The 12930-nt window shown below is 43.3% G+C and carries 12 protein-coding genes; 9 read left to right on the plus strand and 3 right to left on the minus strand.

Features of this window, described 5'->3' with window-relative positions:
- Positions 1 to 100 precede the first annotated feature (100 nt).
- Positions 101 to 1003, plus strand: coding sequence for an iron chelate uptake ABC transporter family permease subunit (locus L3V25_RS01350; RefSeq protein ID WP_237294322.1), 903 nt, complete (start codon positions 101 to 103; stop codon positions 1001 to 1003).
- Between the two features lie 5 nt (positions 1004 to 1008).
- Positions 1009 to 1767 carry an iron chelate ABC transporter ATP-binding protein VctC gene (vctC, locus tag L3V25_RS01355; protein ID WP_089123938.1) on the plus strand — a complete coding sequence of 253 codons (759 nt, stop codon included), beginning with the start codon at positions 1009 to 1011 and terminating at the stop codon, positions 1765 to 1767.
- Here vctC and L3V25_RS01360 read toward each other — a convergent pair.
- Entirely contained in the window at positions 1704 to 2696 is a 993-nt protein-coding gene (locus L3V25_RS01360; RefSeq protein WP_237293715.1) for a LysR family transcriptional regulator, read from the minus strand. The genes vctC and L3V25_RS01360 overlap by 64 nt on opposite strands.
- Before the next feature lie 123 nt (positions 2697 to 2819).
- Between L3V25_RS01360 and L3V25_RS01365 the strand changes: the two genes are divergently transcribed.
- The 7 genes from L3V25_RS01365 to choV all read left to right on the plus strand — a co-directional run bounded on the left by L3V25_RS01365 (position 2820) and on the right by choV (position 12031).
- Positions 2820 to 4760, plus strand: coding sequence for a ligand-gated channel protein (locus tag L3V25_RS01365; RefSeq protein ID WP_237293716.1), 1941 nt, complete (start codon positions 2820 to 2822; stop codon positions 4758 to 4760).
- A 285-nt stretch (positions 4761 to 5045) separates the two neighbouring features.
- Positions 5046 to 5648 (plus strand): transcriptional regulator BetI, encoded by a 603-nt coding sequence (gene betI / locus L3V25_RS01370; protein WP_237293717.1) that lies wholly within the window; start codon positions 5046 to 5048, stop codon positions 5646 to 5648.
- Positions 5649 to 5669: 21 nt separating this feature from the next.
- On the plus strand, positions 5670 to 7130 hold the full coding sequence (gene betB, locus L3V25_RS01375) for a betaine-aldehyde dehydrogenase (protein ID WP_237293718.1): 1461 nt from the start codon (positions 5670 to 5672) through the stop codon (positions 7128 to 7130).
- Between the two features lie 88 nt (positions 7131 to 7218).
- Positions 7219 to 8919: a choline dehydrogenase gene (betA, locus tag L3V25_RS01380; RefSeq protein WP_237293719.1), complete on the plus strand. Its 1701-nt coding sequence runs from the start codon at positions 7219 to 7221 to the stop codon at positions 8917 to 8919.
- 33 nt (positions 8920 to 8952) lie between these two features.
- On the plus strand, positions 8953 to 9897 hold the full coding sequence (locus L3V25_RS01385) for a choline ABC transporter substrate-binding protein (protein ID WP_237293720.1): 945 nt from the start codon (positions 8953 to 8955) through the stop codon (positions 9895 to 9897).
- A 74-nt stretch (positions 9898 to 9971) separates the two neighbouring features.
- Positions 9972 to 10817: a choline ABC transporter permease subunit gene (choW, locus tag L3V25_RS01390; protein WP_237293721.1), complete on the plus strand. Its 846-nt coding sequence runs from the start codon at positions 9972 to 9974 to the stop codon at positions 10815 to 10817.
- A 2-nt stretch (positions 10818 to 10819) separates the two neighbouring features.
- Positions 10820 to 12031, plus strand: a complete 1212-nt coding sequence (choV, locus tag L3V25_RS01395; protein WP_237293722.1) for a choline ABC transporter ATP-binding protein — start codon at positions 10820 to 10822, stop codon at positions 12029 to 12031.
- A 73-nt stretch (positions 12032 to 12104) separates the two neighbouring features.
- Here the strand turns inward: choV and L3V25_RS01400 are convergent, their stop codons facing one another.
- The gene (locus tag L3V25_RS01400) at positions 12105 to 12548 is read right to left on the minus strand and encodes a YtoQ family protein (protein WP_237294323.1); all 444 of its coding nucleotides are present in this window, start codon (positions 12546 to 12548) and stop codon (positions 12105 to 12107) included.
- A 15-nt stretch (positions 12549 to 12563) separates the two neighbouring features.
- The gene (locus L3V25_RS01405; RefSeq protein WP_237293723.1) at positions 12564 to 12863 is read right to left on the minus strand and encodes a putative quinol monooxygenase; all 300 of its coding nucleotides are present in this window, start codon (positions 12861 to 12863) and stop codon (positions 12564 to 12566) included.
- Positions 12864 to 12930: the final 67 nt, after the last annotated feature.

Raw genomic sequence — 12930 nt, forward strand, 5'->3', positions numbered from 1 at the left:
TAAATCTGTGCTTAAAAACAAAAGGAATGCCTTTACTAGTAAGCATTTATGGTCAGGTGATAAACAAAAAATCATCGCTTTGTTACTACTAAGTCTCGTCATGGCAGCGCTGTTTATTGGCTATGGTTTAACCGCAGATAACTACCAATATTTCTTATCGCGTCGAGTGCCTAAAGTACTCGCCATGGTGATTGCTGGCTTTGCGATTGGCATAGCATCGTTTTGTTTTCAAACCATCACTAACAACCGTATCTTAACGCCAAGCATTATGGGTTTTGACTCACTCTATCTGCTGATTCAAGTGCTAGTGGTGACTTTGTTTGGCGGATTAAGCGTGATGATGACTAACCATGTGATCAACTTTTCGATATCAGTCGTCATGATGATGGGTTTCTCATTAGTCTTATTTCTGCTGTATTTCCGCTACTCCGCCAGCAATATTATTTCACTATTGCTATTAGGAGTGATTTTCGGCCAGCTATTCCAAAGCGGATCTTCATTTTTAACCATGCTGATGGACCCTGATGAGTTTGCCAATGTTCAAGCCAGTATGTTTGCTAGCTTCAATAATATTGATACCGAACTGGTTTACTGGACCATCCCAATATTAGCCATCGTCTCCATCTGGCTGTTTAAGCTGCATCGCACGCTCGATGTGTATTTACTCGACCAAGATAACGCCACCAGCCTAGGCGTCGATATCAAACGCACCACACGCACCGTGCTCGTTTTATCCTCAGTGTTAATTGCAATTTCGACGGCTTTAATTGGGCCGATTATGTTCTTCGGTCTATTAATTACCAACCTAACACGTGAATGGCTAAAAACTTACCAACATAAGTACTTACTTACCGCCTGTGGCTTGATGTCTGTAGCGACCTTGCTTACAGGGCAATGGATTATTGAAAAAGCATTCGGCTTTGAAACCACCTTAAGCGTGGTAATTAATTTTGTTGGCGGGATCTATTTCTTATTCCTGCTATTACGCAATAAAGTGGTGTAACCCTGATGATTGAATTGAAACAACTAACCAAACGCTTTGGCGAACATCCTGTGGTACAAAATGCCAGCGCGGAGTTTGCCAAGGGAAAAGTCACCGCGATTATTGGCCCCAATGGCGCAGGGAAAAGTACCCTACTTTCGATGGCAGGAAGACTACTTAAACGTGATGAAGGCGAAGTTTGGATTGATGGTAAAGAACTGGTGGAATGGGATACTAAAGCCCTCGCCAAGCGTTTATCCGTACTACGCCAAGCCAATAGCTTTAGTTTGCGCTTTACGGTGCGAGAACTGATTTCTTTTGGACGATTCCCTTATTGCCAAGGCAACTTAAAAGACATCGATCATCAAGCGATTGATAAGGCAATTGACTACCTTGATCTCACCTTAATTCAAGATAAATACCTCGATGAACTCAGTGGTGGCCAGCGACAATTGGCTTTTATTGCCATGGTTATCGCGCAAGATACTGACTATATCTTTTTAGATGAACCGCTGAATAATCTTGATATCAAACATTCACTGCAAATTATGGCAACCATTCGTCGACTGGCCCATGAACTCAATAAAGCGGTGGTGATTGTGATCCATGATATCAACTTTGCTTCTTGTTATTCCGACACCATTATCGCCCTGAAAAAAGGCGAAATTGTCGCAAAAGGCAGCGTCAATCAGGTCATCGACGCCTCTGTGTTATCTGAAATCTACGAAACACCATTTAATGTCATTGAAGTCGACGGCAATCGTATGTGTTTATATTTTTCATGATCAGATGTTTTATTGTTAACACTTCTGGGCTCTAGCCATTCTTTCGGAGTGTTGTCATTAAGCGCTTTAATCAAAGTTTGAACTCTTAATGGCAAGACTCCCGCGGCAAAATAACACACCACTGGACGCGCTGCGCTATACCAATCGGGCATGCATAACTCTATGTTTCCCGGGTGTGCTTGTGAGTAATTATCGGCAACCCAAGTTGGCAACAAACCAATGCCGTATCCTGATGCAATAGAGTCTATCTGTAGCAATAAGTTATCACTAGTTAAACGACTTATCGGAGGCATTGCCATGCAGTGTTCTTGGCCATTTGATAAATAAATCGAACTACTGCTGTCACACTCAAATGGCAGCCATTGATGACGACTGAGCTGATTTGGATGAGTCGGCGCTCCCTTTTGCTTGATATAACTCGGCGATGCGTATAATCCAAATTGCCAGTATCCCAAAGTTTTCTTACGCCATGTCCCGGGTAAGTCTTGCTCACCAATGGACAACACAATATCCGGTTCATTTTGAAAATATTCATCTCGGGCTTCCGTAAACAAACGAATATTCACTTGTGGATGATCATCGAGGAATTGATGACATTGTGCACGCAACCAACCACGAATCAAACTAGGTGGAGCGATCATGGTTACTTCACCACTGACGCTTTGCTTTAATGATTGTAAAGCGTTCTGTGACTCCTCTGCCATAGTAAGTAAGCGCTCACAATATTCCGCAAATACTTCACCCGCGCGCGTCAACATTAAACGAGAACCTTGCTTGATAAATAAAGCTTGCCCTAGCTCCGTCTCTAGTTGTGCTAAGCGACGGCTAATCGTTGATTTTGGTTGATTTAATGCTTTGGCCGCAGCCGTCACACTGTGATAACGACTTAACGCAGCAAAGGCTCGAATTCCTTGTAGTTCGGTTTTCATAGCTCTCCAACCTATATCCCATATTTGGAACAGCCTGTTCCATACATTGATCTATTCAATAGCTGCCAAGATGGCAATAATCGCAAATGAATTTAAGAATCATTATCATTTAAAGGAATAATAATGTCTAGCTATCGTTTACCGCTTTCCACTTTAGCGGGATCAATTTTACTGGCCACTCAAGCACACGCTGCTCAACCTACAAAAACTGAAACCATGGTCGTCACTGCCTCTGGTTATGAACAAGCTGAAATCACCGCTCCAGCGAGTATCAGTGTGATCACTCGTGATGAATTAGAAAATAAATATTATCGCGACGTGACCGATGCGCTGAAAACCGTTCCTGGTGTCACCATTACCGGTGGTGGCGATAACAAAGACATTAGTATTCGTGGCATGGGTTCAGCCTATACCTTGATTCTGGTTGATGGTAAGCGTCAATCTTCTCGTCAAACTCGTCCCAATAGTGATGGCCCTGGCATCGAACAAGGCTGGCTACCACCTTTAGAAGCGATTGAACGTATCGAAGTGATCCGCGGCCCTATGTCGACGCTCTATGGCTCCGATGCGATTGGTGGTGTTATCAACGTCATTACTCGTAAAGATGCTCAGCAATGGCATGGTAATGTTCAACTTGGTACGACTATTCAAGAAAACCGTGATTCAGGTGATGAGCGTAGTGCTAACTTCTACTTAACAGGCCCACTGAGTGACAACTTGACCGCGCAATTTAATGGCCAAACTACCGTTCGTGATGAAGATGACATTACTAATGGCTATGAAGATAAAGATTTAAATAGCTTTAACTCTAAACTCATTTATCAATTAAATGACGATCATGACTTTTCTCTTGAAGCTGGCATTAGTGAGCAATCTCGCGCTGGCACAGTAGGGAAATCGGTACCAACAACCGGCTGTCGTAGTGGCTGTGTTGATACACTAGATGAATATAAACGTACTAATTACGCGATCACCCATGACGGTAATTGGGGCGTAGTTGGACAATCGAATACCTATCTACAATATGAAGACTCGGAAAATAAAAGCCGAGAAATGGAAAGCATGAACACCGTGTTCAAAACCAGCCTTGTCACACCCATTTATTCTCATACTTTGACATCCGGCTTTGAATACACTTATGAAAAACTCGAAGACTACACATCGAATAGCTCTTCTGATTTAACTAAACTAGACAATTATCGTTATGCATTCTTCTTAGAAGATGAGTGGGCGATTGTTGAATCATTCAGCCTAACGCTTGGTGCTCGTTTAGATAACGATGAAAAATATGGTACGCATGTTAGCCCACGCGCCTACGGTGTATGGAGCATGACACCAAACTGGGTACTAAAAGGTGGTGTGTCTACTGGCTATCGCGCGCCAAGTTTGCGTGAAACCTCAGATGAATGGGCGCAAGTCAGTGGCGGCGGCGATATCTACGGTAACTCAGATTTGACCCCTGAAACCTCTGTAAACCAAGAGATCAGCTTAAACTATCAATCTGATTTTGGTTTAACGTCTTCTGTCACACTCTTCTACAACGACTTTAAAGACAAAATCACTCGTGTTTCTTGCCCATCATGTGGCCCAATTAATGCTTGGGGAAGCAGCGCAACACAAAAAGTGAATGTCGATAAAGCCACCACACAAGGTGTTGAAGTCGCTTTAGGTACCCCACTAGGAGAAAGTGTCTTCTGGAACGCAAGCTATACCTTAAATGATTCAGAGCAAAAATCAGGTGATTACAAAGGCCAGCCTTTAGTTCAACTGCCAAAACACTTATTTAGTACCGATCTTTCTTGGCAAGCCACCTCTGATTTAGAAGCTTGGACTCAAGTGACTTATCACGGCGAAGAAATGGAGCCAATCACAGGTCCATCTCAAAGCAGCTTAGAAGCCCCTTCTTATACTTTCTGGGATATGGGTGTTAGCTATCACTTAACCAGCAATGTGTCAGTTAACGCAGCGGTGTATAACCTACTCGATCAAGAAATCACTTATGATGAATATGGCTATGTAGAAGACGGACGTCGTTACTGGGTAGGAATGAATGTAGGATTCTAATCCACCAGCGATCAATTCTTTACCGATAACCAATATGCCAACCTACTTTTTAAACTAGGTTGGCATTTTTTGTTTTCTTCCCCAAAAAACTCATTACATCCATAATCAAAACCTCTATTTGTTAATTTTTTTAACATCACATAACAGCATGATAGTTAAAGGAATAACTTAACACGTCCTCTTTGAAACCCTATAAAAGCCAAAATATTGATTTGAGGTCTAAACATTTTATGTGTAGCATTATTGTTAATTAACCGTTCAATAAAAAATAAATGGATTCGAAATATGCCAAAAGTTGGAATGCCTGATATTAGAAAACCTCAGCTTGTAAAAGCCACTATGGCGGTCATTGAAAGAGTAGGTTTGCATGGCGCAAGCATATCGCTCATCAGTAAAGAAGCGGGTGTATCAACGGGCATCATTAACCATTACTTTGGCGGTAAACACGGATTACTAGAAGAGACCATGCGAGCGATTTTAAGAGAGCTCTCCGACACGGTAAAAATCAAACTCAATGGTTTACCAAGCGATGCTCACCAACAACGCATTATTGGCATTGTGAACGCTAACTTTGAGGGCTTTCAGGCTGAAAACAAAGTAGCCAAAACATGGTTGGCATTCTGGTCTTATTCGATGCATGACGCCCAATTGAAAAGGCTTCAACGCGTCAATGAGCAACGTTTGCTTTCACATTTAAGAATTGAATTGAAAGCGCTACTCCCCGATGAACAAGCCAACTTAGTGGCACATGGCATTGCATCTCTCATCGATGGTATTTGGCTGCGTGGCACTTTAAACCCGGAGGGTATTGATGCCGAAAAAGCGCGAGAAATCATCAATGACTACCTAGAAAAACAGCTCGCTTTTTACAATCAATCTTCACTTTAAATTACATCATTAGGCTTTTATATGACCACAGAAACTCTATACATACACGGCCAATTGACTGCCGCAACATCTGGTGAGACCTTCCACAGTATTAATCCTGCCAATGGTGAAGTGATCGCTGAAATCGGCCAAGCTTCACAGGATGATCTCAATAAAGCGATAGCATCAGCAAAGCAAGGCTTTCAAATATGGTCCAAAATGAGCGCCGTGGAACGTAGTCGAATTTTATTAAAAGCGGTTGAAATCCTTAGAGCACGAAACGATGAATTGGCGGCTTTAGAAGTAGCCGATACGGGTAAACCGCTGCAAGAAGCACTAGAAGTCGATATTGTCACCGGTGCTGACGTGATTGAATATTACGCCAACCTCGTTCCAAGCTTACAAGGTGAACAACAACCTCTTAGTGATGAACAATTTTTCTATACTCGCCGCGAACCTTTAGGCATTTGTGCTGGCATTGGCGCTTGGAACTATCCAATTCAAATCGCCATGTGGAAATCAGCTCCTGCGCTAGCGGCAGGTAACGCTATGATCTTTAAACCTTCAGAAGAAACGCCGCTTTCCGCTCTCAAGTTGGCTGAAATATTTACCCAAGCAGGCGTACCGGATGGCGTATTTAATGTTATCCAAGGCGATTACCGCGCAGGTCAAATGCTAACCGCTCACCCAGATATCGCGAAAGTCTCCTTCACAGGTGAATCAGGCACAGGTAAAGCCGTCATGGGTGACAGTGCCAAGACTTTGAAATCGGTCACTATGGAGCTAGGTGGCAAATCACCTTTAGTTGTTTTTGACGATGCCAAACTTGATCAAGCGGTATCGGCTGCCATGGTGGCGAACTTTTATACTCAAGGAGAAGTGTGTACTAACGGTACCCGAGTCTTTGTACATCAAGCCATCTACCAAGATTTCATTACACAATTAAAACATCGTACTGAGAAAATGACCATTGGCGATCCTATGGACATTAATACTCAAGTCGGTGCGTTGATCTCTAAACAGCATTTAGACAAAGTGCTCGGCGCAATTGAAACCGCCAAACACAGCGGCGCTAAATTGCTCACTGGCGGCCACCAAGTGACCGAAAATGGATTAGATAAAGGTAACTTTGTCGCGCCAACAGTGTTTATCGATTGTGAAGACGACATGGCGCATGTTCAACAAGAGATCTTCGGCCCTGTTATGTCCGTTCTACCCTTTAGTGATGAAGACGAAGTGATCACTCGCGCTAATGCAACCGACTACGGACTTGCCGCCGGTGTGTTCACGCAAAACCTATCACGCGCCCATCGCGTTATTCATCAACTAGAAGCGGGTATTTGTTGGATAAATACCTGGGGAGATTCCCCTGCAGAAATGCCTGTCGGTGGTTATAAGCATTCTGGTATTGGCCGTGAAAATGGTACCGAAACCCTACGTCACTATACGCAAACCAAAAGTGTGTTTGTCCATCTTGGTGACTTCGAAAGCCCTTATGAATAATAAAGGCGAGTCATTTATCTATCGTTGAGAAATCACTCACGAGTCTTTAAACCGATACGTTCTTAAACGGAAGCGGAGAATCAATCTTATGCAACAACGCTACGATTATATTATCGTCGGCGCGGGTTCGGCCGGCTGCGTATTAGCCGACCGACTTAGCGAATCTGGTGAACATAACGTTTTACTATTAGAAGCTGGCGGCAGTGATAAAAGCATTTTCATTCAAATGCCCACCGCACTTTCTTATCCGATGAACAGTGATAAGTACGCTTGGAAATTTGAAACTAAAGCCGAATCAGGTCTTGATGGCCGTCAATTACACTGCCCTCGCGGAAAAGTACTTGGTGGTAGTTCTTCGATTAACGGTATGGTTTATGTACGTGGCCATGCTTGTGATTTTGACCAATGGGAAGAGTCCGGCGCACAAGGCTGGAATTATCAAAACTGTTTACCTTACTTTCGTAAAGCGGAAAGCTGGTTCGAAGGCGGTAATGATTATCGTGGTGGCAACGGCCCAGTTGGTACCTGTAACGGTAATAACATGGAACGTAACCCTTTATACCAAGCTTTTATTGATGCTGGAAAAGAAGCAGGTTATCCAGAAACCCAAGACTACAACGCCTACCAACAAGAAGGCTTTGGCCCAATGCACATGACGGTTGATGGTGGCGTGCGCGCTTCTACTTCCAACGCTTATCTACGTCGAGCCCTTAAACGCTCTAACCTGACGTTATTAACCGGCATCGTCGCTCATAAAGTCTTACTCGAAGGCAAAACCGCACGTGGGATTGAATTCGAAAAATCTGGGAAAATCGTTCAGGTTTATGCGGATCAAGAAGTGATTTCAAGTGCTGGTTCTATTGGTTCAGTGCAACTGCTTCAACTATCAGGCATCGGCGATCGTGAAACATTAAAACAATCTGGCGTAGAATTAAAACATGACTTACCTGGTGTGGGTGAAAACCTGCAAGACCACTTAGAAGTTTACTTTCAATATGAGTGTAAACAGCCCATCACGTTAAATAGCAAACTTGGTCTAGTCAGCAAAGGCTTAATTGGTACTGAGTGGATCTTAAAACGTACCGGACTAGGTGCCACCAATCACTTTGAATCCTGCGCTTTTATCCGCTCACGTAAAGGCTTGAAATGGCCGAATATTCAATACCATTTCTTACCGGCTGCCATGCGTTATGATGGACAAGCCGCATTTGATGGTCATGGCTTCCAAGTTCATGTGGGTCCAAATAAACCAGAAAGCCGTGGTCGCGTCGCGATTGAATCAAACGATCCACATGCTAAACCCAGCATCGAATTTAATTACATTTCAACCGAGCAAGATCGCCAAGATTGGCGTGACTGTATTCGTCTTACTCGTGAAATTTTAGCTCAGCCTGCGATGGATAGTTTCCGAGGCACAGAAATCCAACCCGGCATTGAGGTTGAGTCCGATCAGGCGATTGATCAATGGGTGAAAGAGAACGTAGAAAGTGCCTACCACCCATCTTGTACCTGCAAAATGGGCGCAGAGAATGATCCTATGGCGGTAGTTGATGAAAAGTGTCGTGTCTTAGGCATTAACAATCTACGAGTCGTCGACTCCTCTGTTTTCCCCGTTATCCCTAATGGCAACTTAAATGCGCCAACCATCATGGTGGCAGAACGTGCCGCCGATATGATCTTAGGTCGACCTTTACTGACTCCCGATAATGTTGAAGTTTGGATTGACCCCAATTGGCAGCATACCCAACGCAGCCAACAGCCAGTACGCGCTTTACCACTGGCCGAATAATTAATAGCAAGTCACTGATTACAAGGAATGATTATGTCACTTAAAAAAACAGCACTATTCACGTTAGGCCTTACTAGCCTAGCCACTTTTAACGCCTACGCGAATCAATGTGAAACAGTACGTTTCTCGGATGTTGGCTGGACAGATATCACCGCAACGACCGCCGTTACTAGCCAACTATTAAAAGGCATGGGCTACCAAACCGAAACTGAATTACTGTCGGTTCCCGTTACCTACTCCTCAATGGCCAATGGCGATATTGATGTCTTCCTTGGTAACTGGATGCCGACCATGGAAAATGACATCAAAAAATACCGCGAATCAGGCAAGGTAGAAACGGTTCGTGCCAACCTAGAAGGCGCTAAATACACGCTAGCAGTGCCTAAGTATGTGTACGATGCAGGAGTGAAAACCTTCGCGGATATCGCTAAAAATGCCGACAAATTTAATGACCGAATTTACGGTATCGAACCAGGTAACGATGGTAACCGCCTACTACAAAGCATGATTGATCAAGATGCCTTTGGCCTAAAAGACTTCCGCCTAGTCGAATCTAGTGAAGCTGGCATGGTTTCTCAGGTCACCCGTGCGGTACGCCGTAATCAATGGATTGTTTACCTAGGTTGGGCTCCACACCCAATGAACAGCAAAGTTGAAATGGAATACCTTGCCGGTGGCGATGACTTCTTTGGTCCTAACTATGGTGGAGCAAGCGTACACACCAACGTACGCCAAGATTACTTAACCCAGTGTCCGAATATCGGCAACCTTTTAACTGATCTTAAATTCAGCCTGGAAATGGAAAACCAGATCATGAATTCAATCTTAAACCAAAACAAAAAGCCTGCTATCGCGGCTCGTGAATGGTTAAACCAACACCCTGAACAAATCCAAACTTGGCTCAAAAATGTCAAAACTCTTGATGGCCAACCTGCAGCACCAGCAGTGATTGCTTATCTCAAGCAACCCGTTAAGTAATTAGCAAACGCAACACTCTTTTTTATATTTTCAATTGAACTGGCGAGTGTAGGCTCGCCAGATAAGGCAGTACTGTGAATTTTATTACCGATCATAAAATCCCACTCGGACATTGGATGGAAATTGTTGTCGATTGGCTCACCATCAATGCAGCAACACTTTTCGATGCAATTTCTATCTTTCTTGAAACCATCATAATGAGCCTAGTCAGTGTCTTTCAATGGCTACCACCAGCCGTTCCTATCGTAGTCACCGCCGCACTGGCTTGGTATTTACACCGTAAATTATCTTTAGTGGTGTTCATCATTGCCTCATTACTACTGATTTTAAATATGGGCTATTGGCAAGAAATGCTGGAAACCTTTGTTCTCGTCTTCGCGGCGACAACGATTTCCGTATTAATTGGCGTCCCACTAGGCATCATGGCAGCGCATCGCCCTTGGCTATATAACTTAATGCGCCCTATTTTAGATTTAATGCAAACCGTACCAACCTTTGTTTACTTAATCCCAACCTTAGTATTGTTTGGATTGGGGATCGTACCGGGCCTGATTTCGACCATTATTTTTGCTATCGCTGCACCGATTCGTTTGACCTATCTCGGCATTATTAAAGTACCGGACGAGCTGGTTGAAGCCGGTAAAGCATTTGGAGCCAACCGAATGAAGCTATTGTTTAAAGTCGAGTTACCTGCGGCACTACCAAGCATTATGGCGGGTGTCACTCAATGCATTATGTTGTCGCTTTCTATGGTTGTCGTCGCGGCATTCGTTGGTGCGGATGGCTTAGGTAAACCTGTGATCCGAGCGTTAAACACCGTCAATATTTCTCAAGGATTCGAAGCTGGATTAGCTATTGTTCTGGTCGCCATCATTCTTGATCGTTTATGTAAAACACCAAACCAAGCTAAAGAGGGATAATTATGGACGCAATTACAATTAACAATCTTGATGTGGTATTTGGTGACAACCCAAACAAAGCGATCGAACTACTCGACAAAGGTGAATCTCGCCAAAATATTATTGACCAAACTGGCCAAGTCGTCGGAGTCGATGGCGTCAATATCAGTGTCAAAGAGGGTGAGATTTGTGTCCTGATGGGATTATCTGGCTCAGGTAAATCAAGCTTACTACGCGCGGTCAATGGCCTGAATACCATTTCTCGTGGTTCATTAGAAATCAAAGATGGTGATAACCTAGTTGATCTTGCGAATTGTGATAGTGCAACTTTGCGCCATTTGCGAACTCATCGAGTCTCCATGGTGTTCCAAAAATTTGCCTTAATGCCTTGGCTGACGGTACTTGATAACGTTGCCTTTGGTTTAGAAATGAAGGGAATGAGCAAATCCGATCGCCGTAAAAAAGCACTCGAACAATTGGAAATGGTGAGCCTAGCAGAATGGGCAGATAAACACCCACACGAGTTGTCTGGTGGTATGCAACAACGTGTCGGTCTTGCGCGGGCTTTCGCTATGGATACCGATATCCTACTGATGGATGAACCGTTTTCAGCGCTCGATCCATTAATCCGCGCTCAACTGCAAGATGAGTTACTCGAACTGCAGAAAAAACTGAACAAGACTATTTTGTTTGTCAGCCATGATTTAGATGAAGCGCTTAAAATCGGCAACAACATTGCGATTATGGAGTCCGGTCGATTGATCCAACACGGCACGCCAGAAGAAATTGTCCTCGCGCCTAAAACTCAATACGTTAAAGATTTTGTGGCACACACAAACCCACTCAACGTACTAAAAGGTCGCTCTTTAATGCAACCGACTCACGATCTTAAGTCAGATGATAATCGCATTCAGTTATGCGCGAATACCGGGATTTGGATAGAAAAACCGACCTCTGCATCGAGTTTAGATAATCTAGTCATCAACAGTACTGAGTCTTTGACGTTGGTAGAATGGGAAAAAATTCAAGATTTAGCGGCGATTGAGCCCAACATGCTGGTCATGGCAAGTCCTGAAATTAGTATGCGTGATGCCATTGAACTCAAAAATCGCACCGCTCACCCCGTTTTAATGGTTGAACATGGCAAGCTAGTTGGAGTATTGAACGACAGCGAGTTTTATAATGCTTTATTGGGTAATTATCAAAGCTTCGAGCAAAGCTCAAATGCAGCTTAACCTACAGATAAGACAAGCTTACTAAATAAAAAACTCTCGTATCGGCGAGAGTTTTTTTCATCTAAACAACCATTTACTTCTGCAATAGCAAATACGCCAAAATATCCACGACTTGCTGCTGGGTAGTCGCCCAAGCTTGTGCGCTGGCATCAACTTCTTTTAGTGGGTGGATAATATCTTCGCTGTGCAAGGTGATATAAGGCTTATCCAACGCGGCACAATAACCCGCATCAAAAGCAGCGTTCCATTGTTTGTACTTATCACCAAAACGGATAATCGCTAGATCACATTGCTTAATTTGCTTTTGAATTCGAATCGCGTTCACTTTGGCAGATTTATGATCGCGCCAGAAGGAATTGGACTCCTCGCCTAGCCCATCACCAGCCGCATCACTACTGTCATGATCTGTCACTGCGGAACTAAATGTGATATCCAATCCTTTATCTTCACAGCCTTGAATAATTTGGTTTCGCCAATCTGTATGTATTTCACCAGATAAATAAACATTCCAAGTCATCATTACCCTCTACTTTTATTTGCCATTTCTCTCAATAACATCACAACGTATGATGGATACATTTTCTACAATATCAGCAACATACTTACGACTATGAGCATAATGCGCCGTTTCTTTATGTTCGCTTAAGGCTTGTTCATCACGGTACACTTCATAAATATAAAAGTGGTGATCATTGGTTTGATCTTCCAATACATCAAACACATAACAGCCTTCTTCATTTAAAACAGAAGCCTTAGCATTCTCTTTCATTGCCGATAAATACTGCTCCCGACATCCCGCTTTTACTTCATTTTTTACAAAAATACAGAACATAACTTTCTCCCTGATTCGCGAAACTCATTTTATTGTATACAATTAATTATACAAAGTCATTTTAAGG

The sequence above is a fragment of the Vibrio sp. CK2-1 genome, assembly GCF_021726515.1.
In the GTDB taxonomy this organism is placed as follows: Bacteria; Pseudomonadota; Gammaproteobacteria; order Enterobacterales; family Vibrionaceae; genus Vibrio.

Coding starts and splice junctions, on each gene's coding strand:
- L3V25_RS01350 (WP_237294322.1), top strand. CDS start 101: ATGGCAGCGCTGTTTATTGGCTATGGTTTAACCGCAGATAACTACCAA.
- vctC (WP_089123938.1), top strand. CDS start 1,009: ATGATTGAATTGAAACAACTAACCAAACGCTTTGGCGAACATCCTGTG.
- L3V25_RS01360 (WP_237293715.1), bottom strand. CDS start 2,696: ATGAAAACCGAACTACAAGGAATTCGAGCCTTTGCTGCGTTAAGTCGT.
- L3V25_RS01365 (WP_237293716.1), top strand. CDS start 2,820: ATGTCTAGCTATCGTTTACCGCTTTCCACTTTAGCGGGATCAATTTTA.
- betI (WP_237293717.1), top strand. CDS start 5,046: ATGCCAAAAGTTGGAATGCCTGATATTAGAAAACCTCAGCTTGTAAAA.
- betB (WP_237293718.1), top strand. CDS start 5,670: ATGACCACAGAAACTCTATACATACACGGCCAATTGACTGCCGCAACA.
- betA (WP_237293719.1), top strand. CDS start 7,219: ATGCAACAACGCTACGATTATATTATCGTCGGCGCGGGTTCGGCCGGC.
- L3V25_RS01385 (WP_237293720.1), top strand. CDS start 8,953: ATGTCACTTAAAAAAACAGCACTATTCACGTTAGGCCTTACTAGCCTA.
- choV (WP_237293722.1), top strand. CDS start 10,820: ATGGACGCAATTACAATTAACAATCTTGATGTGGTATTTGGTGACAAC.
- L3V25_RS01400 (WP_237294323.1), bottom strand. CDS start 12,548: ATGACTTGGAATGTTTATTTATCTGGTGAAATACATACAGATTGGCGA.
- L3V25_RS01405 (WP_237293723.1), bottom strand. CDS start 12,863: ATGTTCTGTATTTTTGTAAAAAATGAAGTAAAAGCGGGATGTCGGGAG.